This window comes from Lachnoclostridium sp. Marseille-P6806 (assembly GCF_964238185.1).
Classification (GTDB): Bacteria; Bacillota; Clostridia; order Lachnospirales; family Lachnospiraceae; genus Brotaphodocola.
Map to the genome: position 1 here is coordinate 19,969 of NZ_CAXSLG010000006.1, position 26,700 is coordinate 46,668.

Annotated in this window: 23 protein-coding genes; 1 reads left to right on the forward strand and 22 read right to left on the reverse strand. The window is 48.4% G+C overall.

Features of this window, described 5'->3' with window-relative positions:
- Nucleotides 1-16: 16 nt before the first annotated feature.
- From yihA to tig, 5 genes are all read right to left on the reverse strand, one after another.
- The gene (yihA, locus tag ACESON_RS08905) at nt 17-622 is read right to left on the reverse strand and encodes a ribosome biogenesis GTP-binding protein YihA/YsxC (RefSeq protein ID WP_177958277.1); all 606 of its coding nucleotides are present in this window, start codon (nt 620-622) and stop codon (nt 17-19) included.
- 16 nt (nt 623-638) lie between these two features.
- Nucleotides 639-2,963 (reverse strand): endopeptidase La, encoded by a 2,325-nt coding sequence (lon, locus tag ACESON_RS08910; protein WP_373109339.1) that lies wholly within the window; start codon nt 2,961-2,963, stop codon nt 639-641.
- 197 nt (nt 2,964-3,160) lie between these two features.
- Nucleotides 3,161-4,456 carry an ATP-dependent Clp protease ATP-binding subunit ClpX gene (clpX, locus tag ACESON_RS08915; protein WP_373109341.1) on the reverse strand — a complete coding sequence of 432 codons (1,296 nt, stop codon included), beginning with the start codon at nt 4,454-4,456 and terminating at the stop codon, nt 3,161-3,163.
- 22 nt (nt 4,457-4,478) lie between these two features.
- Complete coding sequence (gene clpP, locus ACESON_RS08920; RefSeq protein WP_373109594.1) at nt 4,479-5,093, reverse strand: ATP-dependent Clp endopeptidase proteolytic subunit ClpP; 615 nt, start codon at nt 5,091-5,093, stop codon at nt 4,479-4,481.
- A gap of 145 nt (nt 5,094-5,238) precedes the next feature.
- On the reverse strand, nt 5,239-6,525 hold the full coding sequence (tig, locus tag ACESON_RS08925; protein WP_373109343.1) for a trigger factor: 1,287 nt from the start codon (nt 6,523-6,525) through the stop codon (nt 5,239-5,241).
- 227 nt (nt 6,526-6,752) lie between these two features.
- Between tig and ACESON_RS08930 the strand changes: the two genes are divergently transcribed.
- Nucleotides 6,753-7,214, forward strand: coding sequence for a CYTH domain-containing protein (locus ACESON_RS08930; protein ID WP_373109346.1), 462 nt, complete (start codon nt 6,753-6,755; stop codon nt 7,212-7,214).
- A 16-nt stretch (nt 7,215-7,230) separates the two neighbouring features.
- On the opposite strand, the gene ACESON_RS08935 is transcribed toward ACESON_RS08930, so the two are convergent.
- The 17 genes from ACESON_RS08935 to cbiD form a co-directional block, all read right to left on the reverse strand.
- Entirely contained in the window at nt 7,231-7,446 is a 216-nt protein-coding gene (locus ACESON_RS08935; protein ID WP_373109348.1) for a hypothetical protein, read from the reverse strand.
- 21 nt (nt 7,447-7,467) lie between these two features.
- Nucleotides 7,468-8,454, reverse strand: coding sequence for a galactose/methyl galactoside ABC transporter permease MglC (locus tag ACESON_RS08940; protein ID WP_373109596.1), 987 nt, complete (start codon nt 8,452-8,454; stop codon nt 7,468-7,470).
- A gap of 12 nt (nt 8,455-8,466) precedes the next feature.
- The gene (locus tag ACESON_RS08945; RefSeq protein WP_373109351.1) at nt 8,467-9,975 is read right to left on the reverse strand and encodes a sugar ABC transporter ATP-binding protein; all 1,509 of its coding nucleotides are present in this window, start codon (nt 9,973-9,975) and stop codon (nt 8,467-8,469) included.
- A gap of 166 nt (nt 9,976-10,141) precedes the next feature.
- Nucleotides 10,142-11,230: a galactose ABC transporter substrate-binding protein gene (locus tag ACESON_RS08950; RefSeq protein WP_373109353.1), complete on the reverse strand. Its 1,089-nt coding sequence runs from the start codon at nt 11,228-11,230 to the stop codon at nt 10,142-10,144.
- Nucleotides 11,231-11,381: 151 nt separating this feature from the next.
- Nucleotides 11,382-12,404 (reverse strand): galactose ABC transporter substrate-binding protein, encoded by a 1,023-nt coding sequence (locus tag ACESON_RS08955; RefSeq protein ID WP_373109356.1) that lies wholly within the window; start codon nt 12,402-12,404, stop codon nt 11,382-11,384.
- Nucleotides 12,405-12,427: 23 nt separating this feature from the next.
- On the reverse strand, nt 12,428-13,405 hold the full coding sequence (locus ACESON_RS08960) for a substrate-binding domain-containing protein (RefSeq protein WP_373109358.1): 978 nt from the start codon (nt 13,403-13,405) through the stop codon (nt 12,428-12,430).
- Nucleotides 13,402-15,198 (reverse strand): sensor histidine kinase, encoded by a 1,797-nt coding sequence (locus ACESON_RS08965; RefSeq protein ID WP_373109360.1) that lies wholly within the window; start codon nt 15,196-15,198, stop codon nt 13,402-13,404. Before ACESON_RS08965 ends, ACESON_RS08960 begins: the two co-directional genes overlap by 4 nt.
- A 42-nt stretch (nt 15,199-15,240) precedes the next feature.
- The gene (locus tag ACESON_RS08970) at nt 15,241-16,857 is read right to left on the reverse strand and encodes a response regulator (protein ID WP_373109362.1); all 1,617 of its coding nucleotides are present in this window, start codon (nt 16,855-16,857) and stop codon (nt 15,241-15,243) included.
- A 26-nt stretch (nt 16,858-16,883) separates the two neighbouring features.
- The gene (locus ACESON_RS08975; RefSeq protein WP_373109364.1) at nt 16,884-18,023 is read right to left on the reverse strand and encodes a histidinol-phosphate transaminase; all 1,140 of its coding nucleotides are present in this window, start codon (nt 18,021-18,023) and stop codon (nt 16,884-16,886) included.
- An 88-nt stretch (nt 18,024-18,111) separates the two neighbouring features.
- Complete coding sequence (gene cbiB / locus ACESON_RS08980; RefSeq protein WP_373109365.1) at nt 18,112-19,077, reverse strand: adenosylcobinamide-phosphate synthase CbiB; 966 nt, start codon at nt 19,075-19,077, stop codon at nt 18,112-18,114.
- A gap of 16 nt (nt 19,078-19,093) precedes the next feature.
- Nucleotides 19,094-19,489 carry a bifunctional adenosylcobinamide kinase/adenosylcobinamide-phosphate guanylyltransferase gene (locus ACESON_RS08985; protein WP_373109367.1) on the reverse strand — a complete coding sequence of 132 codons (396 nt, stop codon included), beginning with the start codon at nt 19,487-19,489 and terminating at the stop codon, nt 19,094-19,096.
- Between the two features lie 25 nt (nt 19,490-19,514).
- On the reverse strand, nt 19,515-20,330 hold the full coding sequence (locus ACESON_RS08990; RefSeq protein WP_373109369.1) for an adenosylcobinamide-GDP ribazoletransferase: 816 nt from the start codon (nt 20,328-20,330) through the stop codon (nt 19,515-19,517).
- Nucleotides 20,314-20,874 carry a bifunctional adenosylcobinamide kinase/adenosylcobinamide-phosphate guanylyltransferase gene (locus tag ACESON_RS08995; RefSeq protein WP_373109371.1) on the reverse strand — a complete coding sequence of 187 codons (561 nt, stop codon included), beginning with the start codon at nt 20,872-20,874 and terminating at the stop codon, nt 20,314-20,316. Before ACESON_RS08995 ends, ACESON_RS08990 begins: the two co-directional genes overlap by 17 nt.
- Nucleotides 20,871-22,841: a cobyrinate a,c-diamide synthase gene (locus ACESON_RS09000; protein WP_373109373.1), complete on the reverse strand. Its 1,971-nt coding sequence runs from the start codon at nt 22,839-22,841 to the stop codon at nt 20,871-20,873. Before ACESON_RS09000 ends, ACESON_RS08995 begins: the two co-directional genes overlap by 4 nt.
- The gene (gene cobK, locus ACESON_RS09005; RefSeq protein ID WP_373109376.1) at nt 22,831-24,336 is read right to left on the reverse strand and encodes a precorrin-6A reductase; all 1,506 of its coding nucleotides are present in this window, start codon (nt 24,334-24,336) and stop codon (nt 22,831-22,833) included. Before cobK ends, ACESON_RS09000 begins: the two co-directional genes overlap by 11 nt.
- A complete protein-coding gene (locus ACESON_RS09010; protein WP_373109378.1) occupies nt 24,324-25,421 on the reverse strand; it encodes a cobalt-precorrin 5A hydrolase in 1,098 nt (365 codons plus the stop codon). Before ACESON_RS09010 ends, cobK begins: the two co-directional genes overlap by 13 nt.
- Nucleotides 25,418-26,695 (reverse strand): cobalt-precorrin-5B (C(1))-methyltransferase CbiD, encoded by a 1,278-nt coding sequence (gene cbiD / locus ACESON_RS09015; RefSeq protein ID WP_373109379.1) that lies wholly within the window; start codon nt 26,693-26,695, stop codon nt 25,418-25,420. The genes ACESON_RS09010 and cbiD overlap by 4 nt, the downstream gene beginning before the upstream one ends.
- Between the last annotated feature and the right edge of the window lie 5 nt (nt 26,696-26,700).

Sequence of the window (26,700 nt, forward strand, 5' to 3'; positions counted from 1 at the left end):
AATCATGGAAGCTTTCTTACAGTTCCCGCGGCTCTTCTGTTCTGCACATGCCTTCAATCAGATCCCAGATCTCATCTCTTCCCTGCTTCGTTTCTGCTGAAAAGGGAATCAGAATGTCATCTTTTTCCATGCCTAGCCCCTGACGCAGCACCTTAATCTGCTTTGCCACCTGGCTTCTCTTCAGCTTATCCAGCTTTGTTGCAATAATCACCGGATGATATCCGTTAGCCACAATCCAGTCATACATCATCCGATCATTATCAGACGGCTCATGGCGAATATCAATCAAAAGAAACACGCATCTGAGAACAGGCGATTTTCTCAGATACCGCTCAATCATCTTTCCCCATTTTGCTTTTACTTCCACAGATACCTTGGCATAGCCATAGCCGGGAAGATCAACAAAATACAGTTCGTCGTTGATGTTGTAAAAATTAATGGTCTGGGTTTTTCCCGGCTGGGAAGAGGTTCTCGCCAGAGACTTCCTGTTTAAAAGCCCATTAATCAGAGAAGATTTGCCCACATTGGACTTGCCTGCAAATGCAAACTCCGGGCAGGTATTTTCCGGAAGACGGCTGGTAATACCGCAGACGGTTTCCAGTTCTGCTTTTCTGATAATCATTTCCTGTCCTTTCTGTTCATGCCGATTCTGCCTCTGCAAAAGCTTCCTTCAGCACATCCTCCATATTTTTCACATAAACAATCGTCAATCCCTTGGTAATTTCCTTTGACAGCTCCGCGATATCCGGCCTGTTCTTATCCGGTACCAGAACCGTTTTCATATGTGCCATTTTGGCTGCCAGGATCTTCTCTTTCAGGCCGCCAATGGGGAGGACACGCCCCCGCAGGGTAATCTCTCCTGTCATGGCAACCTTGGCCTTTACCTTTCTGTTAATCACTGCAGAAAGCATTGCCGTTGCCATTGTAATTCCGGCAGAGGGACCGTCCTTGGGAACAGCTCCCTCAGGAATGTGGATATGAAGATCATGTTTTTCAAAATAATCATCTGCCACCTGATACTGAGGGCAGACAGAACGCACATAGGTCAGGGCTGTCTGGGCAGACTCCTTCATCACATCTCCCATCTGACCTGTCAGCTTCAGATTGCCCTGTCCAGGCATCACATTAACTTCTATCTGAAGTGTGTCGCCGCCTACGCTGGTCCATGCCAGTCCGCGGACAATTCCTACCTCATCCTCTTCATTGGCATCCTCAAAGGTTACCCGCTCCTTGCCCAGATATTTTTCCAGACCGGATTCCGTTACGCGGATCACCTTCTTTTTGTCCTCCAGAAATTCTCTTGCAGCCTTTCTGCAGATGTCTCCAATCCGGCGCTCCAGGTTTCGAACACCGGCCTCTCTGGTGTAATTGTGAATGATCTTCTTTAAGGCGCCGTCGGTCAGAATCAGCTGCTCCTTTGTCAGTCCGTTTCTCTCCAGCTGTTTTCCTACCAGATAATTTCTGGCAATATGAAATTTCTCATTTTCTGTATAGCTGTTGATTTCAATAACCTCCATACGGTCTAGCAGCGGCCGCGGAATGGTCTGTGTTGTGTTGGCTGTTGCAATAAAGAGAACATTGGACAGATCAATAGGAACCTCTACATAATGATCCCGGAATTTTACATTCTGCTCTCCGTCCAGCACCTCCAGGAGCGCGGAAAAGGTATCTCCCTTATAGTCGCTGCTGACCTTGTCAATCTCATCCAGAAGCATCAGCGGATTAGCCACTCCGGCATGACGCAGTCCGTCTACCATGCGGCCAGGCATAGCGCCTACATAGGTTTTCCGATGGCCACGGATTTCTGCCTCATCCCGAACTCCGCCCAGGCTGATGCGGACATACTTTTTGCCCAGAGCCCGCGCTACAGACCGGGCAATGGAAGTTTTTCCCGTTCCAGGCGGTCCTACCAGACAGATGATGGGGCTGGTTCCCTTCTTCGTAAGAATCCGCACAGCCAGGTATTCCAGAACTCTTTCCTTTACCTTTTCCAGGCCATAGTGATCCTCTTCGAGAATTTCCTCTGCATGTTTTAAATTATTATTATCCCGGGACATTTTATTCCAGGGCAGTTCCAGAAGTGTCTCTATGTAGGTGCGCAGCACGTTGGCCTCCTGGCTTCCCCCCGGCATTCCCTTAAACCGTTCGATTTCCTTCTGAAGCTTTTCCTTTACTTCTTTATCTGCCTTCAGATTCTGAAGCTGCTTCTCATACTCATCCGCATCGGAAAGCGAATCCTCTCCCAGCTCTTCCCGAATAACCTTCATCTGCTCCCGCAGAATGTATTCCTTCTGATTCTGATCAATGCTCTGCTTTACCTTTTCCTGGAATTCCCGCCGAATCCGGGAAATCTCCACCTCATTTACCAGGCTGGCAACAATCACCTCATACTGTTCCTCTTCGCTGGAGGCCTCTAAATACTGCTGTCGGATCCGGTAGTCCCAAGGCATTTCACTTGCCATCTGCATCATCAGAGGAGAGAGCCTCTCACAGCGCAGAAGGTTTGGCAAAACCTCTTTTTCAAATTTCGGATGCTGTTTTCCATACTCCTCTGCCTTATCCTTCAGCACTCGAATCATGGCCTCTGAGGTTACATAGTCCTCCTCGCCTTCCAGAACCGGAGCCTCTAATATCTCACCAACCAGAGACGGCTCCTCGCTGTCCAGCTCCAGAAGCTCTGCCCTTACCAGTCCTTCTACCATGACTCTGATAATTCCTCCGGGCATTTTTACCAGCTGCTTGACCCGCACAATGGTTCCAATATGATAAAGCTGTTCCAGAGAAGGATCGGTATCTTCCGGATTCTTCTGTGCAAAAAGGCCGACCTTCTGATCACTGACCATAGCCTTTTCTACTGCCGCCACAGACTTGGCACGGCTGATATCAAAGCTGACTGTCATACCAGGCAGCACGGTAAGGCCGCGCAGGGCAATCACCGGCATCGTCACGATTATCTGCTGCATATAATTTCTGTTTTCCTTTCTATGTTATAAAAAAGAAGCTCGCTTGTGAGCTTCTCCGCCTGCGGCGGGTCGCTTCTGCGACAAAATTCTCTTCCGCCGCATGGCGATCCTCGCGGAGCGTTGTTATGTCACAGGGCGCAATTTCCTGTGACATAACACAAAATGGGAGCATTACGCCCCCATTTCTCCATTGTTTCTCAGGCAATCTCGCCTGTCTTATCCTTTTTCAGTCTCTGGGAGAGTGTCTTATGCGGCACAGCCGTATCACGGTATACCAGCTCCGGCTCTCCAGTTCCATCGACCACCTGACGGGTAATGGTACAAATACCAATATTGTTATTGGACGGAACCTCATACATCAGTTCCATCATCACAGACTCCAGAATGGAGCGAAGGCCTCTGGCTCCGGTCTTTCTGGCAACCGCCTGCTTTGCAACCTCTGCCAGGGCGTCCCGGGTAAATTCCAGCTTTACGTCGTCTAACTCAAACAGCTTCTGATACTGCTTGGTCAGAGCATTCTTCGGCTCAGACAAAATCTGCACCAAAGCATCCTCATCCAGCAGCTCCAGAGAAACCACTACCGGAACACGACCGATAAATTCCGGAATCAGACCAAATTTTACCAAATCCTGCGGTTCAGCCTGCTTTAAAAGCTCGTCAATATCTGCCTTATTTTTATCTACCACTTCTGCGTTGAAGCCAATAGAGCCTGCACTGAGCCGGCTTTCTACGATCTTTTCCAGTCCGTCAAAGGCGCCTCCGCAAATAAAGAGAATATTGGTAGTATCAATCTGCAAAAGCTCCTGATGGGGATGCTTTCTACCTCCCTGGGGCGGAACGCTGGCAACAGTTCCCTCCAGAATCTTTAAAAGAGCCTGCTGTACGCCTTCTCCGGATACGTCTCTTGTAATGGATACATTTTCGGATTTTTTCGTAATCTTATCAATCTCGTCAATATAAATAATCCCGTACTCCGCACGGTGAATATCCCCGTCCGCTGCCTGAATCAGCTTCAGAAGAATATTTTCCACGTCCTCGCCTACATATCCAGCCTCTGTCAGGGCCGTAGCATCTGCAATGGCAAAAGGAACATTGAGAACCTTTGCCAGAGTCTGTGCCAGGTAGGTTTTTCCGGAACCAGTGGGTCCTAACAGCAGGATATTGCTCTTTTGGATATCCACTTCCATGTCTCTTGCGGAAGTAATCCGCTTGTAGTGATTGTAAACAGCTACAGAAAGGGCTTTCTTCGCCGCATCCTGGCCAATTACGTATTCATCAAGAAAGGCTTTGATCTCCTTGGGCTTGAGAAGGTTGATATCCCCCAGATCCACCTCATCATTTTCATCCATTTCCTCTTCCAGAATCTCTGCACAAAGGTCAATGCACTCATCGCAGATAAATACATTGTTGTTCCCTGCAATCAGCTTTTTTACCTGTTCCTGAGATTTTCCGCAAAAAGAACATCTGACTCTGTCCTCAGGTCTGTTCGGCATATTGGCACACCTCTATCCTTTCCTAGTGTTTTTCAATCACCCGGTCAATCAAACCATACTTCATGGCCTCCTCGGCAGTCATGTAGTTGTCCCGCTCTGTGTCGCGGCAGATTACCTCGTAGGGCTGACCGGTGTTGGCAGCCAGAATCTCATTTAATTTTTTTCTGGTCTGCAGGATTTTTTCAGCTACAATCTGAATCTCTGTAGCCTGACCCTGTGCGCCGCCGGACGGCTGGTGAATCATCACCTCTGCATTGGGGAGAGCAAAACGCTTGCCCTTTGCACCGCCTGCCAGAAGGAATGCTCCCATACTGGCAGCCATGCCGATGCAGACCGTAGACACATCGCACTTAATGTAGTTCATGGTATCGTAAATCGCCATGCCGGCTGTTACAGAACCGCCGGGGCTGTTAATATATAAGTTAATATCCTTGCCTGGATCCTCAGACTCCAGGAACAGAAGCTGTGCAACTACCAGGCTGGCAGAAACATCATTGACTTCTTCTCCAAGGAAAATAATTCTCTCTTTTAATAAACGGGAATAAATATCGTAAGAACGTTCTCCTCTGCTGGTTGACTCAATCACATAAGGTACTAATGCCATGGTCAAATCCTCCTGTTCTTTCTTTCTGCAAATTCCGTGAAAAAGAATATGCTTCGGCGCATCCTCGCGGAGCGTCCCTGCTTCATAGGAACGTGCGTCCTATGATACAAAAATCCTGATACAGATACAGGTTCCCGGCTGTACCGGAAACCCGCCTCTGTCTTTTGAAATATCTTAATTAAATCAGATTAGCCTCTGCTACCAGGAAGTCTACTGCCTCCTGAACAGCCATATCCTCTTTCATCTGAGCGATACCGGCTTCGCCCATAATGCTTCTTACCTTGTCAGCTTCCATCTTGTAGGTCTCTGCCATCTTAGCGATCTCAGCGTCTACAGCCTCATCAGATACCTGAATGTTCTCAGCTGCAACAACAGCCTCCAGAACCAGACGGGTACGGATTCTCTTTTCAGCCTGCGGACGGGACTGCTCCTGCAGCTTCTCGATGGTCATGCCGGTGAACTGCATATACTGCTCCAGAGAAATACCCTGGCTCTGCATTCTGCGTGCATAGTCATTGATCATCTCGCGAACCTGCTCGTCGATCATTGCATCCGGAATCTCCATAGAAGCATTCTCAACAACCTTCTCTACTACGTTGTTCTCGTTCTCAGTAGTAGCCTGCTGCTGCTTTGTCTCTGCAAGCTTTGCCCGGATATCGGATTTATATTCATCCATGGTCTCAAACTCAGAAACCTCACCTGCGAACTCATCGTTCAGCTCCGGCAGCTCCTTAGTCTTGATCTCGTGGATCTTTACCTTAAATACAGCCGGCTTTCCTGCCAGCTCTGCTGCATGATACTCAGCCGGGAAGGTTACGTTCACTTCTACTTCATCACCGATATTCTTGCCAATCAGCTGCTCTTCAAAGGTATCAATGAAGGAGTGAGAGCCGATTACCAGCGGATAAGCCTCAGACTTGCCGCCTTCGAAAGGCTGTCCGTCTACAAAGCCCTCAAAGTCAATCACAGTATGGTCTCCGTTCTCAACTGCACGATCCTCAACGTTTACCATTCTGGAGTTCTGATCCTGAACCTTCTTTAACTCAGCCTCAACGTCAGCATCGGTTACTTCCGGTTTTGCCTTTTCCACTTCAACACCCTTGTACTCGCCCAGAGTTACTTCCGGCTTTACTGCTACCAGTGCTGTGTAAATGAAGGTCTTGCCTTTCTCAATCTGCTCAATGCCGATCTCCGGTCTGGAAACGATCTCCAGTCCGCTCTCCTTGACAGCGTCTGCGTAGGTGGAATCTAACAGTGTATCAATTGCGTCATCGTAAAGAACACCGACACCATACATCTTCTCAACCATTGCCTGGGGAGCTTTTCCCTTACGGAAGCCAGGAATGCTGAACTTGTTCTTATTCTTCTGGAAAGAAGTTTTAAGAGCTGCCTCGAACTGCTCTGCCGGTACTTCTACGGTCAATTTCGCCATGTTCTTTTCTAACTTTTCTACTTGTAAACTCATTTCAAGTTTCCTCCTTACATCTATGTATGGTCGTCACGGCAGGGCGCCACACTTCAAGATAGCATTATATCATAGTCTTTTCTTAATTACCAGTCCTATTTTTCGTATAATTCCAGTATTTTTCCTGACTTTTGACCGAAAAAATACATTTTAGCCTCCAATCCCTTTCTTTTTTGCCTTATTTCCGCTATAATCTGGTATCATCAAAGCAAATGGAGGGATTATTTTTGGAAATTGAACGGAAATACCTGGTATCTGCACCTCCAGAGGATTATCTGTCCTGGGACTGCCGCTCCATCGAGCAGGCTTATCTCTGCACGGATCCTGTGGTACGGGTGCGAAGAGACGGCGATAAATACTATATGACCTACAAATCCAAAGGACTTCTTGCCCGGGAGGAGTACAACCTTCCCCTGAATGAAGCAGCCTATCATCACCTGATTTCTAAGGCCGACGGCATCATTCTGACGAAAAAACGCTACAAAAGGCAGCTGGAAGGAAGCGCACTGCAGGTTGAACTGGATGTGTTCTCTGGCACATATGAGGGACTTATGCTGGCTGAGGTGGAATTTTCCTCTGTGGAGGAGGCCGAAGCCTTTATCCCGCCCTCATGGTTTGGCCGCGATGTCACCTTTTCCGGAGAATACCAGAACAGCAGGTTAAGCAAAGAAAACCCCCGGAAGCGCTGAACGTCCGGGGGGTTTCTTAGTTCACTGCCTGAAAAATACCAATCACCACAACCAAAATCAGAAGAACGATACATCCGGCAATAAAACTATCCAGATAGTTCAAGGGTATATGGCGAAAATTCTCATACAATTTGTTTACTTGCCGAGGTGGTTCTTCCAGGACAGCTTCTTTATCAGAGACCGTATCTGCCTGAGATATAGTCTCTATTTTTTTCTGTAAATTTTCTTCCATTCTGTCAATCACACCAGTCTATTATTTCTTTGCGAGATATTTACGCAGATCGAGTGCAACTGCAATGATGATTACAAGACCCTGCGCAATATAGGTATATGCCGGATCCACACCCAAAAACTGGAGACAGATCTTCAGGATTTCAAATACCAGTACGCCGACCAGAATACCGCCGACACTACCAACACCACCGTTTGCAGATACGCCGCCGATGGTACATGCAGCAATTGCCTCCAGCTCATAGCCCATACCTGTTGCAGTAGAAGCGCCTCCGGCCTTTGCACCTACCAGGAAGCCTGCCAGAGCATACATACATCCAGCCAGAACGTAAATACGAATCAGGGAAGCCGTTACGTTTACACCTGCTACCTGCGCAGCGCTTTCGTTGCCGCCGATTGCGTACATATATTTACCATGACGGGTCTTATTATATAAGAACCAGAAAAAAGCACCTATTACAATAGCGAAAATCAGCAGATAAGGAATCGGTCCTACTGAGCCGCTTGCAACCTTCAGGTAGCTCTTCTTGTATCCGCCCATCGGCTGGTTATCGGTAACCAGGGAGCAGAGACCGTAAATAATTGTCTGCATACCCAGAGTAGTGATAAACGGAGGAACCTTCAGCATAGCGATAACAACACCGTTGATGGCACCAAATCCACCCATGATTGCCATAACAACAATAAGGGCAACCGGCCACGGAATGTCAGGCATCCACGGGAACATACGTGCCGCATAATCCATGCTCTGCAGCATCATAGCAGAAATACATGCTGCCAGACCCACTGCACGGCCCGCTGACAGGTCGGTACCCTTGGTAATCAGACATCCGGATACGCCGCAGGCAATGATAAAACGCGGGGATACGTTTACAACCAGGTTCTTAAAGTTGTTTACCGTAAAAAAGTTTTTTGTAACTGCTCCGGTAAAAACTGCCAGAATACAGATCAGAATAATGATCGCATTATTTGACAGAAATTTTTTTATATCAAATGATTTTTGCATAATAATGTCTCCTTCTTATTCAAACTTGGTAGCCAGCGCCATGATATTTTCCTGATTTGCCTTATCACCGTCAATAAATCCGGTTACCCGACCGTCGCACATTACCATAACCCGGTCAGACATACCAATCAGTTCAGACATTTCAGAAGAAATCATAATAATGCTCTTACCCTGTTTTGCCATCTCAGCAATAATACAGTAAATCTCATACTTGGCACCTACGTCGATACCGCGCGTCGGCTCATCCATGATAAACACATCCGGATCATTTGCCAGCCAGCGGCTGATCAGCACCTTCTGCTGGTTACCGCCGGAAAGAGACTGAATCTGAGTCTTAGATGACGGTGTTTTAATGGAAAGCTTTGCCACATTATCCTGAACCAGCTTTTCAATTTTTGCATCATCCAGCATCACTCCGCCAATCAGATACTGATTCAGAGATGAAATGGAAACATTATCCGCTATCGAAAGAACTCCGAGAATACCGGTTGCCCGGCGATCCTCCGTCAGCATGGCGATACCGTTATTGATGGCATCCTTCGGCTGATTAATCACAAGCTCTTTTCCCTTATATGTAATTTTACCAGTGGTATGGCTGCGAAGACCAAAGAGTCCTTCCATCAGCTCTGTACGCTGGGCTCCTACCAGACCGGCTACACCAAGAATCTCGCCTTTACGCAGCTCAAAGCTGGCATGACGGAAACTCTTGGGATTAATGGATGTAAAGTCTTCCACCTTGAAAACAACCTCACCCGGTGTATTGGAACGGGTCGGATACAGGTCGGAAAGCTCACGTCCTACCATTTTCGTTATAATAAAATCTGTTGTTAAATCTTTCGCTTCCCAAGTTCCGATATACTGACCATCTCGCATGATAGTAACATCGTCGCTGATTCGCAGGATCTCGTCCATTTTATGGCTAATATAAACCATGCTGACGCCCTTGTCGCGAAGCTCATTGATAATTGTAAACAGCGCCTCTACCTCTGCCGCAGTCAGGGAAGAGGTCGGCTCGTCTAATATAAGTACTTTACAATCTGCAGAAACTGCCTTGGCAATTTCTACCAGCTGCATCTGAGATACAGAAAGACTTCCAAGTTTTGCTCTGGGATCAAAGTTCAGATGAACCTCCTCCAGCACCTTTGCTGCATCTGCATACATTTTTTCATGATCCACCACAGTAATCGGACCAATCTTTTTGGTAGGATACCGTCCTACGAAAATATTTTCTCCGATACTTCTTTCCGGAATCGGCTGAAGCTCCTGATGAACCATAGCGATTCCGCGGTTAAGAGCATCCAGCGGCCCTTTAATCTGTACCTTTTTTCCCTCGTAAATGACTTCCCCTTCGTCCATGTGGTAGATACCAAACATGCACTTCATCAGGGTGGACTTTCCGGCACCATTTTCTCCCATCAGAGCATGTACCGTTCCCGGACGCAGCTGAAGCTGTGCACCATCCAACGCCTTTACGCCTGGAAATGTCTTTACGACATTATGCATTTCCAAACGATAATCTGACACTTTTCTGACCCCCTTTGTTTATTCTGTTTCCTGCTGCCTCCATCCTGTCCGGCAAAGGAAACTTTACAGCAAAGTACCATTCCCAACTGCAAATTCTGCTATTTTCTTAAAAAGGGTGCGTGCGCCATACGCACACACACCCTGTATCATATCTTTTTTACATAACTTACTGGAAATCAGCTACGTTCTCCGGAGTAACCTTTACGTAGTCTACGTAAATGGACTGCTCGCCAGATGCATAGGTCTTTCCGCCCAGAAGAGCTTCCATAGCCTCTACAGCGCCCTCAGCCTGACCGTTTGCATCATTTAAAACAGTACCGGTCATGTTGCCTGCTGCAACCTCGTTCAGAGCTGCGTCCAGAGCGTCAACACCTACCAGGTAGATATCTTTGTTTACAGTTCTGCCTGCTGCCTGAATTGCCTGCAGTGCACCGATAGCCATATCGTCGTTGTTACAGAAAACAACTTCAATCTCATCTCCGAATTTAGCAAGGTCATTCTGTGCGATTTCCTGGCCCTTGTTACGATCCCAGTCACCACGCTGCAGGTCAAGCTGCTCAACTTCCATACCTGCGTCCGTCAGAGCCTTTACAGAGAATTCGGTACGATACTGAGCATCTACGTTCTCCGGGTCACCCTGAATCATAATGTAAGAAATCTTGCCGTCGCCGTTGATATCGCCCTTGGTCTCGGTCTCCAGAATCAGTTCGCCCTGCATGGTACCGGACTGACGTGCGTCACATCCAACATAAACCAGTTTCTCATAAGCAGACATCTGCTCAGCGGTCGGCTCACGATTAATCAGAACAGTCGGGATATCTGCATCCTTAACGGTAGCGATAATCTGATCTGCTGCTGAGGTCATAACCGGATTAATAATCAGAGCGTCAACACCCTGTGCAATAAAGTTATTGATCTGGTTGTTCTGCTCAGCCTGGTCATTCTTACCATCCATGAAAGTTACAGTATAACCCTTACCTTCCAGAATCTCCTGCAGAGCATTCCGGTATGTAGTCATGAAAGCGTCATCAAATTTGTAAATGCAGACACCAATGTTTCCACCGGCTGCAACACTCTCCTCTGCTGCAGCTGCAGTAGTCTCGGCTTCTTTTGCTGCCTCAGTTGCTGCTGCAGTCGTCTCAGCTGCTGCCGGTGCTGCAGTCGTCTCAGCTGCCTTGCCGCCGCCGCATGCGGTCAGGGACACTGCCATTGTAGACGCCATTGCCAATGCCATAACTTTTCTTGTTAATCTCATTGTAATTACCTCCCTTTACATTCGCGTGATTTGTTTCGCGTAATCTGTCGGCTTTCGTCATTTTGTCTCACCGACATATGTATTATAACTCTTTTTTGTAATATTTTCTATAATTTTTCTTCGCAGTATTATAAATTTTTTTCGTTTTTTTCTAATTTTCATATCTATTTTCGATAATTTTCTGGGGACATCGATAATATTTTCCCTGTTCCAGCTTTAATTCCTCCCGCACAGACTGCCCCATCGCCTTATCTGCCGCAATAGAAAACATCGCCCAGGCAAATCGTTCTTTGTCGCTGGAAACCGTTCCCAGCATTTTCCCATTTTCTACTGCCTCAATTCCTGGAACCGTACCGTCAATTCCTACCACCTGAATATTTTCAGCTCCAATCCGCTCCATGGCATCAATCGCCCCCAGAGCCATATCATCGTTATTGCTGATTACCAGTTCAATCTGCTCCGGGTAAGCCTCCAGCCACTGCTCCATCAAGGCAGAAGCCTGACTTCTCTCCCAGTTGGCAATTCCGCCGGTCAGCTTCTCCACCGGAACTCCGTTCTCCTTCAGAGTCCGGATCGCCCACTCCGTCCGAATCACCGCATCCTGGTGACTGCTTTCTCCCTCTAAAAGCACATAACTGACAACACCGTCTCCATTTTGATCGAGAAGTTCGGGATTCTTTTTATAATGATCCACCAGAATGGTTCCCTGGATCACAGCTGATTCCTTTGCCTCCACGCCAATATAATACAGCTGATCCCATCGATCCATATCCTCTTCCACCGGCTGACGGTTGAAAAATACAACGGGAACCTGAGCCGTCATCGCCTTATCAATCATTACCGTTGCATTGGTTCTGTCTACAGGATTGATACAAAGCACATCGCAGCCCAGGGAAATAAAGCGCTCTACCTGATTGTTCTGAGTATTCTGATTTCCCTTAGCATCCTCAATATCCAAGGTAACCCGGATTCCTGTCTGCTGTTCATAGCTTTTGGCCTGCTTTTCCAGTTCGCTCCGGATATTATTAATAAAGGTATCATCGCCCCGATACAGACTGACTCCGATGCGGATAGAATTCTTTTTTTCCTCCGTCTTTCCTACTTGACATCCGCTGACAAAAATCCCACAGCAAAGTGCCAGACATAATGCAAACAGCCCCTTTTTTCCTGTCATAACCCCACTTCTCCTTTTCCCTTCTACTCAATCGGGTACAGCATTTTTTCAAATTCCTCCGTCCTCAGATCCTTCCGTTCAATGTAGTAGCTCTCCTGGGGGCAAATTTTGATTCTGCACCGTCCGCTTCTTGCTGCCTCCACTGCGCTTGCCACACTTTGATAGCCGATTCCAAAATCGTCTGTTACACAAAGCCCATCAATGGTTCCCCGATCCAGCGCGTTTAAAACTGCCAGACTGGTTCCCCTTCCGTACAGGCCATCTGCATATGCCTGAAGACGGATACTGTCTTCAAAAATTCTGGCCAGACCTGTAAGGCTCTCCTGGTCCAAAGCCACAAAAACAAGACTCTGCCATTTCATCTGAAATACCCGCCCCAACAAAGCCTGGTAATTCTCCTCCTCCGACTTTTCATATAAAAGTACCTCCTGTCCAAGATCTTCCAGAACCTCTCGAATCCCCTCTTCAAATTTTACGGAGGCAATCGTTCTGCTTGCCTCTCCCACAAGACAAACCGGAATCCGCCGTTCATGGGAGGCTGCAATCTGTTCTGCCAGACGCCGTCCCATTTCCACATAATCCGGCGCTGCCACACAGGCCGCAGAGGAAGTCTCCAGCCGGGTGTTCAGAAGAACAACAGGGATATTCAGGCGGCTTCCTGAAATGTCTTTCTCCATTTTTTCTTCATTAACTGGCGATACAATCAGAGCTCCTGCACTGTCCTGCTGCTCCCGTTCCATTAAAGCCCGCTGCTGCTCCAGATCATTTTTATCATAAAGTGTAATAAAGCTCACGTCAGCATTCAGCTCCGATGCTGCCAGCTCCATGCCCTTTCTGAAGTTTACATAGTCCGCATCATCCGTATCCTCTATCACAACGGAAATTGGAAAAATTTCGTTTTTCTTTTCTTTAATAATCAGATCTGTAGAAGATGCCAGAAACAGAAAAACCAGCAGGACCACATAAAGAAACCATACTATTTTTCCTTTTTTTGTATTCATTGCCGCTCCTTTTTCAGAATCTCCTCATAAGGTACTGCCGGAAGATGAATGTGAATAGTCGTTCCCTCATCCGGCTCTGAAAAAATGGACAAACCATATTCTTTTCCAAAATACAGCCGGATTCGCTCATTAACATTTTTCACGCCGATTCCAGAACCCCTTCCTGCACTGCTGTGAACTGGCGCCCCGTGGCTTAAAAGAGACTCAGCCTGCTCCAGAGGCATTCCCAGTCCATTATCCTGGATCGTAAACCACAGTTCCCCATCTTTCAGACGGGCCTGTATCAGAATCTCACCATCTCCATCCATAAATTCCATTCCATGGTAAATGGCATTTTCCACCAGAGGCTGCAGCATTAACTTCAGACTGGCCAAATCCAGAGATTCCGGATCTGCGTCGATTTTATATTCAAACTTGTTTTTAAACCGCATCTGCTGAATCATCAGATAATTTCGAACATGCTCCAGTTCATCCCGGACTGTAATAATACTTTTTCCCTTGCTTAAGCTGATGCGGAAAAAGCGAGCCAGAGCCGTAACGATTTTGACTGCCTCAGCCTTCTGTTCATTTTCAATCATCCAGACGATAATATCCAGTGTGTTATAGAGAAAATGCGGGTTAATCTGTGACTGGAGCGTGTCAAATTCGCTCTTCCGCTTTGATTCATGTTCTGCTACAATATCATCCATGAGTTTTTGAATCCGCGCAGCCATGTCACCAATAGAGCGCCCCAGATGCTGAATCTCATAGGAACCGCCTATGTAAATTTGGGTATCCAGTTTTCCTGCCTCCAGCTCTCCCACTGATTCCTCCAGCTTTTGAATCGGAATTGTGATCCTGTTAGAAATATAGGCATTAATCAGGGCAAGAATAAACAGGAAAAAGGCGCTTACAAAAACCACAAACAGATTTGTTTTTAAATTATTTAAAGAAAACCCCCGCTCCGGCGTAACGCCAATCAGCTTCCAGCCTGTGTAGCCTACAGATTTCACTGTAATCTCACGAACCTCTCCCTGGTATTCCTCCCGGTAGCTTCCGTCCCGGTATACGGCTGCCTGCTTCAGATTTTCCTCTGCCAGTCCGGCATCAATCAGCTGCATTTTCGGATGATAAATCAACTGTCCGTTACTGCCGACCATATACAGATACCCCTCGTTTCCCAGGGTAACATTATCCAGCAGCTGCTTTAAGCTGGCATAGGTAATGTCAATCAGCAAAACCCCCTGCTCCGTGGAAGTGCCGTCTGTAATCTCCACCGCTCTTGTCAGAGAAATCACCCAACGATACTGTTTTTCATTATTGTCAAAAATATACTGGACATGAGGCTTGGTAAAATGCATGTTGTCCGGCCGATCCAGGGTTGCCGAAAACCACTGCTCCTGTGTCACATCGATATCGTTTTTCAGTCTCGCCGCCGGCACAGCCTCAATCAGTTTTCCTTCTTTTGAAAGAAGGGCAATATTGGAAATCTCATCCTTATTGTTATCGTACAAAAGAGTAAGCTCACTGCTGACTGTTCCTGAAGACAGATCTGCATTTTTAATCACCCCATAATACAGGGAATCTGACAGCTTCATAATTGTCCTCAGATATGCATCCACGGAACGATTTACCTGGCTTAAAAGCACCTGGTTTTCATTTCTGACCGTTTCCTTCAGCTGTCCGGAAAGACGGACATACAGGGACATACCGGTAAGAAGAATAATCACCAGAGCGCTGACTGTGAAATATACAAATATGGTGTACCGGATACTCCCTCTGGAGAAAAACTCTTTCTTCTGTGGCTGCTCCATAGTTCCCCCTTTTCTTCTCCCGAATCGCCGCTTTGGGCCAGTCTAATGCTGGCTTCCCCTGAACTTGGTGGGAGATATGCCAAACCTTTTTTTGAAAACATAGCTGAAATAATTCTGTTCCTGATACCCCACCTTCTGGGCGATCACATAGGTCTTATCATCTGTGGTATTTAACAGCTCCACCGCCTTATCCAGACGCACCTCTGTCAGATAGGCAATATACGTCTGACCTGTCTCCCGTTTAAATACTGTGGAAAAATAAGCCGGGCTCATGTGCAGCTGGCGGCACATAACATCTACCGAAAGCTCCGGATCCTGATAATGATCCAGAATATACTGCTTTGCTTCCAGAATCACCTTCTTGGCCGTCTTATCCCGCTCCCGGTTCATGGCCTCATTCATCCGGCATCCTACTTCCGTAATCACAGATGCAAATTCCTCTGGCTTCATGTTTCCATAAATAACCTTTCCGTACATTTCATCTGTTCCAAACATGGTGCCAAGCTCCAAATCCTGCTGCTGCATCAGACGGATCAGACAGTTAATAATCGACATCTGATATACCTGCAGCTGGCGCATATGCACCCTTGCCCCTTCCATACGGGCAGCAAAGTTTTTGGCTGCCGCTTCAATTTTTTCCCGGGTTCCAAATTTCACTACTGCAATCAAATCAGCCTCATCCCGGGTTTCCAGCTGCAGCTTTCCGCGGCTGACCGGCTCCATATCATTGATGTAAATGGTTTTCCCGGTTCCCACGATTTCCCGATACCCCAGTGCGTCAACTGCTGACTGGTAAGCAGCCGGAAGCTGTTCCAGCTCTCTGCTGAAATATCCAATTCCAATCGTAACCGTAACCTGCAGTATTCTCTTGATTTCCTTGCAGATATCCCCCAGAAGATCAATCAGAGAGGTCTGCTTTCTCTCTCCATCAACTGCTGCAATCAGCGTAACTCCCACTGCTGAGTTAAATGCCATAAACCGGCAGTAATCCTTCAGATTATCTTCCAGAAGACTCTTTACAGAAATAGGAATCAGTTCTTTTTCCTGATGAAGCGTCAGCCCCGTTTCCTCTGATGCTTCGTTCTCTACATTAATTACCGCAGTCAGCCATTTTTCTGCCCCTAAAATATCAATTTTATACTCCTCCAGCTTTTGCCTGATATTCTCTGCCGGCATATTGCCCCTTACCATATCGTTTAAAAACAGCTCTCTGAGTATGGGAAGACTGCTTAAATAACTTTCCCGCAGCCGATCTACATCTCGTCTTTGTTCAATTTCCTGATCCAGATTCTCCCTGACTCTGTTTAAAATCCGGGTCAGCTCCTCCACATTCACCGGCTTTAAAATATACTCTGTTACATTCAGCTTAATTGCCTTCTGCGCATACTCAAAATCATCAAATCCGGAAAAAATCAAAACCTTTACAGAAGGATATTTCTGCCGGATCCAGGAGGTCAGCGTTAAACCGTCCATATAAGGCATCCGAATATCTGTCATTACCACATCTGGCTCCAGCTGTTCAATTTTTTCCAGAGCATCCTGCCCGTTTTCTGCATCGCCCACTACCTGAAACCCCAGAGCTTCCCAGTCAATTTTACGGATAATACCCTTGCGTACCTCTTCCTCATCATCTACCAGGATAATTCGATATAAATTCATAGACATCCTTCTCCCTTCCGGCTTTTTCAGCCCCTGTTCCCATACTTCTCCAGCTCCCCCAAAACCCTTAAAAGACGGCTGTTTTCTTCTCTGCTGCGAATGCAGATTCTATAATATCCGGGACCAAGTCCGGAAAAATTCCGGCAGTCACGAATAAGAATTTTCTGATGTCTGCAAAGCTCCCAGAGACTGTGGGCATCCTCCTGCGGATCGTAAAACAGCAGAAAATTTGCCATGGAATCAAATACCCGATACCCCAGCTCCTCCAGCCCCTTTTTTAAAAACGGCCGTTCCTCCCTTAGAAGCCTCCTGGTTTTCTCCAGATAAGTCTCAGGAACCGAAAGGGCCGCCACACCTGCCTCCTGAGCGGGAAGAGACACACTCCAGGGCTGCCGCAGAGCTGCCATGGTTTTCAAAAGCCTCTCATCTGAACAGACGGCAAAGCCCAATCGAAGTCCGGCCATAGAATAGGTTTTCGTAAATGCCCGGAGAATTACCAGGTTTGGATAATCCTCTGTCAGCCCCATCATGGTAATCTGCCAGGGACTCTCCAGGAATTCACAGAAGCACTCATCCAGTATCAGTCTGACCTGGTGCCTCAGACAGAAGGCCGCCAGCTTTTCTACCTGTTCTCTTTTCACTGCAATACCTGACGGGTTGTTGGGGTTGCAGAAAAACACCATATCTACTTTTTTTCCGGAAACGTCCGCCACCGCCTCTGTCAGCCTGTCCATATCTGGAACAAACCCGTCCTCCGGCTTCAACGGAAATACACAAATCTGACAGTCAAATGCCCGCAAAGCCTGTTCATATTCAGAAAAGGACGGGGAAAGCACCAGGGCCCTTCTCGGCCGCTCTGCCAATACTGCCTGAAAAATCAGATCCGCCGCCCCATTTCCACAGAGGATCGTTTCCGCTCGAATCTGGTATTTCTGTGCAATGGCCTCTGTCAGCTGCTGACACAAAGGATCCGGATACCGCTCCCATCGCTCCATGCTTTTTTTCAATGCCTCTCTTACTGCATCCGGCATTCCCAGAGGATTTAAATTTATGGAAAAATCACAGTCTACGGAATTCCGGTAAATATCACCGCCGTGTCCTCCAGCCGGCGATTCCCGAAGGGCTGATTTTATGTTGTATTCTGATGTCATGATTTCCTCCAGCATATTAATCTCCTGCGGCAAAATTCTGTAACCGTTCAGCCATGCATCTTCTTGCCCGCTTACAGCGGACACACATTCTTTCCACAAGCTTCTACAGAAAGGCCAGAAAAACTGCTGCTGCCGTACCTGCTGCCAAAGCTGACGCAGATGCTGTATACATAAGACGGGAAGCCCGCCGGATATCCTCTGCCACAACCGGACGTTTTGCATCTCCAATCACAGGCTTTTTATGAAGCACCCCAAAATACCAGGCATCTCCAGCCAGCTGTACCCCCAAAGCGCCGGCGCAGGCTGCCTCCGGCTGTGCAGAATTGGGACTTTTATGACACCGCCGATCCCGTCTCCAGATCCTCCAGGCCTCTTTCCCATCCATACCAGGAAGCATCCAGGCTGCCAGGACGAAGAAAAAAGCAGTCAGTCTGGCTGGTATCCAGTTCACTGCATCATCGGTATAAGCAGCCGCTCTTCCAAAATACAGGTAACGGTCATTTTTATAGCCAACCATAGAATCCATAGTATTCACTGCCTTATAAAAAAAGCCTCCCAGCGGTCCCAATACCAGCATCCACAAAAGCGGCGCTATCACTCCGTCTGAAGCGTTTTCTGCCACAGTTTCTACTGCTGCTTTGGCAATTCCCTCTTCTGTCAGTCGTTTTGTATCACGCCCCACTATCATGGAAACAGCCTGTCTGGCCCCTTCGGTATCTCCCTGATCCAGAAAAAGCCTCACCTTTCCGCTTTCTTTTTCCAGGGAACGGGCAGCCAGAAGCTGTCCGCACATGACACACATAACCAGAAAGCGCAGCAGCGGATGAATCCGCCCTGCCGCCCACAAAATCAGGGCAGCCACGCCCGTAGAGATCCCTGCTGTAAAAAACACCAAAGCTGCTCCTGCTGCCAGCTCCCCCTGCTTCGTCCGCGGAAAAATCCGCCGAAGCTGTTTTTCCAGCGCCCCAATCAGCCACCCAATGCTTCTCACCGGATGCCACCAGTCCTGAGGATCTCCAATCAAAAAATCCAGTACGAATCCGCCCCACAGGGCCCAGATATGTTCCATTTTTCATCTCCACTTCTTATTCCTTGATTCTGACAGGAATACCACACTGAACTCTCCAGACCTCCCGGGCTGCTGCCGCCAGCTTCTGTCCTGCCCGTCCCACAGCCTCTCTGTAATCCCGTTCTTCCTTTTTCAGCGGAACAATCCCGCATCCAACCTCATCCATGGTAATCAGCAATGGTTCTGACTTCAGTACCTGACAAAGAAACTTCTCTGCCTCCTCTGTTTCCTGCAGCTGACGGATAAAACCATGAAAATTCACCAAACACGGTTTTTCCAGCGCCTTCTGCCAGGGCTCATCTCCGCGGCACACCAGCTGCTCCCAGTTTTCCTCTCCGCCCTTTTGCTGTCCGATCAGTTTTTTTGCAAATTCCTCTTTGCCCTGAAAACTGCCTCCAATAATCAAAATCATCTCTCTGCTCCTGCCTTTTCTCATGTTATCCAGCAAGTGCCGCTGCTCCTATCATAAAAAGCTCCGCCATTTGAAGAAAATATCCTGCCAGATCCCCTGTAATTCCGCCAAATTCCCAAAGAGCCATGCGGCGATACCAAAGGAATGCCGCTGCCGCCCCTGCCCCTGCTGCCAGAGCCATAACAAGTCCGCCAGTAAGCAAAATCCAGAAAAAACCACCTACAAGCCAGCACAGCAAAATTCCAGAAACAGCTGCAGGCGCCTGGCTGGCGCCCTTTGCAAAGGCAGTAACAAGCCCGTCTTTTTTTGCTTTTGGAAATGTCACAACGGAGTAACCACTTAATGCTCGTGACATTACAAAAACACCTGCTATACCGGGAAATGCCTCTGGACTCAGCTCCGAAAAAGCGGCCGCATAAAAAAGCAGGTAGACGCCGCATCCTGCAATGGCAAATGCTCCTGCATGAGGATCCTTTAAAATTTCCAGCTTTCTCTCCCTGCTCTGATGGGAGCTTCTTGCATCTACCGTATCCAGAAATCCGTCCATGTGAATTCCTCCGGTAATCAGAAGAGGCAGAGCAGTTTCCACGCAAAGGCGGGACAAATCCCCCAGTCCCAGAAGGCGGGACAACTGCCAAAATGCCGCCACTGCAGCCCCAACTGCGATCCCCACTGCAGGAAAAAAGCAGAGTGCATATTTCATTCCCTTTTCCGTCCATGCAACCATAGGCATGGGAATTCTGGAATACATGGAAAATGCAATCACAAGGCTTTCTGCCAGACCACCTATTTTCCCATTTTCTCTCTGCTCATTCATATCTGTCTCATTCCTCGTTTTCATTTTCCCTCTGTCCCGACTTCCATACAACAGGAATCCCAAACACAACTTCCGTTACCCAATCGGCTTCCCGGGCCAAAAAAGCATTGATTTCTCCCATCAGCCGAAGATAACGGACTGTCTCCGGTTCATAAGACACCCCGTCGGAAAACACTTCATTGGTTACTATGATAAGGGTTTCCGCCTGTTTTTGCAAGCTTCGGATTCCTCGCTTCATGCGGGTAAGAATTTCCTGGTCGCTGCCGCCTTCTTCAAACTGTTCATTCGCCGCCAGGTTGGACATACATTCCAGAAGAATCACTCGATTCTCAGGCTGCTCTTCTCCAAAGGACAGGGCCGCCTGTTCTATGCAAGTATAACATTCTACGGTTGTAAATCCCCTTCCCGCCCGCATATTCCGGTGTTTCTCCACCCGCTCCTGTCCTTCCTTTCCCCAGGGCTTCATGGTTGCCAGGTAATATCTTGATTTTTCTCCGGCCCCCACTGCCATTTTCTCTGCATAAGCTGACTTTCCACTGGCGCTTCCGCCGGTAATCAAATGCATCATCGGTCATCCTCCCTGTTCAGAAACTGCAGGATCCATTCCGGAGCAGAGCGGTAATACAGGTGGGGAAAGCCTGCCAGTATGGTTTCGGTCCGAATCATACAGTCCCAGCCTCTCTGGGAAGCTGGCTTTCTGGCATACATGGCCCTTCCCGTATTCGTGCTGTCCCAATAATGGAATTCATGTCCCCGGATGCTTCCTGACGTTCCGGTCACTGTTCCGTTTTCCCTGTCCTCCAGAGAAATATATCCAAATCTGGTCATACGCTCTCTCCGGAAGCCCTCTCCTTCCAGCACACCAGTCATGGGATAGAATTTTTGATCCATTCCCTCCAGCTTCTGGTGAAGATACAAAAATCCGCCGCACTCCGCCAGAATTTTCACACCAGACGCTGCCGCCTGTGCAATCTCTGTCCGCAGGGACACATTGGCACTTAACTGCCCTGCATAAACCTCCGGATATCCTCCTCCCAGCAAAATTCCGTCCAGTGCCGGGGGAAGGTGCTGATCCCGCAGCGGACTGAAGAAAACCAGCTCCCATCCATGTTCCTGAAGAAACTCTAGATTTTCCTCATAGTAAAAGCAAAAAGCTTCATCAAGGGCAACTCCCATTCGCCTCAGAGGCTTTGCCTGAATTTCCTGGACTGTACCCGGAGCCTTCTTCTCTTTCGCTGCATCCACAAGCGCCTGCGCGCCTTTGGCTATCCGCAGAATTTCCGAAATATCCAGCCACTCCTCCAGCCTGTCTCCCAGCGCCTCCAGCCGTTCCCTGAGAGCTTCCTGCTCCTGAGGAATTGTAAGTCCCAGATGACGGCTTTCCAGCTTTGCTTCCTCACAGACAGGAACCGCGCCGATACAGGAAATCCCCAAAGCCTCCAGCTGCGGCTTCAGCCGCTTCACCATTTCCGGAGAAGTTCTGTTTAAAATAACGCCCTCAATCCGGCTGTCCGGACGAAAGGTCAAAAAACCGTGAATCTGGGCTACCACAGACAGGCTGCTTCCCTTTCCATCTACAACCAGAATCACCGGAGTCTCCGTAATATCCGCAATTTCCCAGGCGCTGGCCTGAAATGTCGTTCCTCCTATTCCGTCATAATATCCCATAGCGCCCTCTGTCACTGCAAGCTCTGCCTCTTTTGTTTTTTCCAGAAACAGATTCCTGACCTGTTCTCTGTCCAGGAAAAATCTGTCCAAATTGCAGCATGGAATTCCCAAAACCTGCCGGTGAAACATGGGATCAATATAATCTGGTCCACATTTGAAAGAAGCGCAGGCGATGCCGCGCTTTTTCAGCAGCGAAAGAAGCCCTGCCGTAATCACCGTTTTTCCGCTTCCGCTGGCCGGTGAGGCAATCAGAATACGGGGAATCTGCCTTTTTTCAGCCACGTTTTCCTCTTCCTCTTTTTTCACTTCCTTCTGCAAACCTCCAAAAGAAATCACATACACGGGATTCTGACCTTCCATCATATGATACCGTCCTCTGACACAGGCTCTTGACACCTGAATACAGGATACCTCCGGCTCGACTTCTTTCGCCCTGCAATATTCCATGATCTGATGGAGACTTTCCAAAGCAATAACATTGACTACCACACGGACAGAAGGATTCAGAGCAAAGGCCCGTTCCAGAACCTCCGTCATTTTCCCGCCGCTCCCTCCGATAAAAATACAGTCCGGCGCCGGAAGCCCCTCCCAGGTATCCGGAGCCTTTCCCTGAACTACCGTTATATTTTTCACCCCATGCCGCTGTGCATTGGCCTGTATCAGACTGCAGCCCTCCTCCTTCTGCTCAAAGGCATATACTCTGCCTCTGGGAATCAAAAGGGCTGCCTCCACAGATACAGAGCCTGTTCCTGCTCCTACATCATACAGAATATTCTCCGGCTTCAGTTCCAGCCTGGAAACAGAAACTGCCCGCACCTCGCTTTTTGTCATGGGAATTGCCCCGCGGATAAATGCCTCATCCTTCATATGTAGTGTCACTCCATTCTTTTTCCAATATCACAGATACCAGCCCCTCTGCCTGTACGTGAAGCAGTCTGTCTGCACGATCTTGGAGAAGCTGCTGATTTTCATAGCCCAGACAGATTCCTGCTCTGACTCCGGCATGGCCCCAGCCAGACTCTGTAAGACGCCTGCAAAGTCCTGCCAGGGTTTCCTTTCCTCCCAGCAGCAAGAATACACGTTTATGCTTTTCCAGCAGGGCTGCCGGATCACAGTCTCTTCCATGGGCGCTGGTCAGATAAAGATCCTCCCAGGAGGTTTTCAGCTCTGCACAAAGGGCAGAGACAGAGGAAATTCCAGGATAAACCGTAACCTGCCACGCGGCTTTCTCCTTCTTCCAAAGCTCCAGAAGTTGCCTGCTTCCACTGTAAAATCCCGTGTCTCCGGAATAAACTACAGCAGCGCGAAAGCTCTCTTTCTCTCTCCTGTGGCTTTTCATCCAGTTTCTGATATCCTCTGCCAGATAAAGCGGAACCTTTTCTGCCTCTGGCGCCAGAGAAGCAACATCCCTCAGCATCCGCGGCGCTCCAAACAGAAGCTGACAGCTCTCCAGTGCCTTTTTTGCCTCCAGGGTCAACTGTCCTGCACCGCCCATTCCCATGCCGATAAGATAAAGCTCTTTCTTCCCAAAAAACTCCTGCTCTGTCAAATGAACCATTTGTTCTGAAGGTTCTCCAGCTGCGTGTGCTGTCTTTCCAGCCATAATTTGCATCTGCGCCCTGGCCTCCTCCAAAGAAATTCCATTCTCCTGAACAGGTCTGTCCAAAATAATAACGGATACTCCGCATTCTTCTGCTGCCTGCAGCTTCTCTTCAAATCCCCCCCGGCTTCCTGATTCCTTTGTTACCAGCCAGCCAGCTTTCGTGCTTCGCAGCATGGCCCGGTTCATTTCCACAGAAAAAGGCCCCTGCATGGCAATCAGAGCCGGTCCCCGAATTCCCATTTCTTCACAGCTTTTTATCACCCGGCTGTCCGGCAAAACCCGCGCAAACAGCCTTCCCTTTAAATACTCCGCCTCCGCAAATACTCCCAGCTCCTTACTCCCTGTGGTCAAAAGCACCGGGCGGGAATCCTGCTTTAAAATCTCTGCTGCCTGTTCTGCCCCCTCGGCATGAAAAATCCCTTTCCCATTCCGGTTCCGGGAAGCCCGAAGGACCCGACTGTAGGGAATTTTCATCTTCCCGCACAGCTCTGATGCCTGCTCTGTAACCTGTCGTGCATAAGGGTGCGTCGCATCCAATACCAGCTCCGGCTTCATCCATTCAAAAAAGCGTTCCATTTCTTCCCGATCAAGGGCTCCCTGATGAACCTTTACATATCTGGTTTCCTCTAAAAGCTCCTCTCCGTATCCAGATACCACGCTGACAGTTGCCGAAAGTCCGATATCATGGGCAAACCGGGACAGCTCCCGCCCCTCTGACGTTCCTCCCAGTATCAGCACTCTGCTTTTTATCTGCTCCATTTCTGCTCTGCTCCTATTGTTTTTCTTTCCTCTGCAATCGCTACTGTAACCCCATCCAGACACTGTTTTCTCATCCACAGCCTTCCTCTGCCCCCGGCCGCCAGAACAGCCGACCGTTCGCAGACATTTCCGATTCCCGCTGTTTTGCGGACAAATTCTGATTCTGTAAAGCTTCCGCTAACAGCCTCCAGCTCCTCTGCAGAAAATGTAACAAATGGAAAAGACTGCTTTTCTGCAAATTTCAGGATACCTTCCTCCCCCTTCTTCAAATCAATGCTGGCCAAAATTCCTGCTGCCCGAATATCCAGGCGCGCCCGTTCAAAGGCCTGAAAAACCGCCTTCTCCACATTTTCCTCAGATATATATTTTCTGCATCCAATTCCCACAGACAGAAAGCGTGGAATCAACCTTAAAAAGCTGCAGTTTTCCGGCAAAGCCCCCTCCTGATCTGGAATATTTTCCGCAGAGCGACAGGTTATCCATACATTTCTTCGGCATATTTTGTTAGAAAGATACCCTTCCGGCACCCCATCCTCCAAAGGATAATCGCTGAAAAAACCGACCTGTTCTCCATTGACCAGGGCTGCTGCCGTTTCCTTTGCAAGAATTCTGTCAGAAATCAAGAGTCCCCGGCTGCTGGCCCAGACATCAATCGCAGTCAGCCCTCTGATATCCGAAGCAGTTGTAATAACCGGGACCGCTCCCACAATCTGGGCAGTTATCTCTGTCAAAGCATTTGCCCCTCCCACATGTCCGGAAAGCAGGGAAATGGCATATGTAACCTGATCATCTACCACCACTACAGCTGGATCTGTCATCTTATCCTTCAGGTATGGAGCAATGGAACGCACTGCAATTCCTGCAGCGCCTATGTAGATCAGTCCGTCTGCCCAAGCAAACTGTTTTTCCGTCCAATCTCCAACTGGCTCCGTCACTGAAAAAATAAAGTCCTGGCCTGACCCCTCCTCTATATATTTTTCTGGTACATAGCCCCTGCATTCCTCTCCACGTCTGAGAAATTCCTCCGTCAAATGTCTGCATACATCGCTTCCTGCTTTTGTAAAACTGATTACTGCAAGCTTCATTGCTGTGTTCCTTCCTGCTGTCTCCACTGGTTCAGACAGTCTGCTGCGTTTTCTGTCGATTTCGTAAGCCCGCAGGCAGAAGAAAAAGCAGCCACTGCCACCTCCAAATCTCCGCCCAGCTCCCGGCTCCAGCCTTCCATAACTCTGCGCGCCTCCTGTGCCATTTCCTCCAGCACCTGAGAAGCCAACCCCTTTTCCAAAAGATATTTCAGCGCCTCATCTGTTGTATTACACTCCCGCACACGGCTGCACAGTCCTTCCCGATCAGGAATTTCCTCTCCGTACACCCTCCGTGTCAAACATTCCATCTGTTCCATCCGGCCATCGCCAAACCTGGAATGGGTATTTTCCATACCGGCAGATACCTTTACCAGCTTTCCCGCGTGACTGGCAAATAAAACCTTTTTTACGCCTTCCTCCTGAAGCATCTGTACCGCAGCCTTTACATAGTTGCTGCAAAGCACAGCTTTTCCTGGAGAAATTCCCATTTCTGTTTCAAAAAATTTTTCACCGTAATTGCCAGGAGCCATTAAAATCACCTGGTTTCCTGCTGCTGCCTGCATATGTATATCCAGACGAATGGTTTCCTTTAAAGCTTCCTCGCTCATCGGCTTAACAATTCCTGTAGTTCCAAGAATCGAAATCCCTCCCTCAATCCCCAGTCTGGGATTAAAGGTCTTTTCCGACAGCCCAATTCCTTCCGGAACCGCAATCCGAATTAAAATCGGCCCTGTCTCCCCGGCCTCAGCACATACATGGGCTGTTTCCGACAGAATCATTCTGCGAGGCCCCGGATTGATGGCATAATATCCAGGAGGACAGGAAAGCCCCGATCTTGTTGCCAATCCGACTCCCGGTCCCCCGGTTACATATATTCCCGGAAACTCATCCAGCTCATAGCAGCGTTCCGGACATTTTCTCTGCTCCAGACGTTCTGCCTGGGCGTAGATCACTGCGCCATGGGTCACATCTGGGTCATCTCCCGCATCCTTTTTTACGCCAAACCAACCGCTGACCTGCCGTTTGCTGTCCCATCCCGGAGCCAGATTTTCCGAAACGCCTGCTCCCGGAATCCCCGAAAGCTCCACACCTTCAGCCTGCAAAACACCTCCGCCTAGAACCTCCAGTCTCTGCCTGCAGAATGTACCGCCTGGAAGCTCCACCTCAACTTCCTCAGCTATTCTCCCTGTCAAAAGAAAAACGGCTGCTGCCTTTGCCGCAGCCGCCGCACAGGTTCCGGTTGTATATCCGGTTCTTAACTTCTTTTCTTCCATCGTTT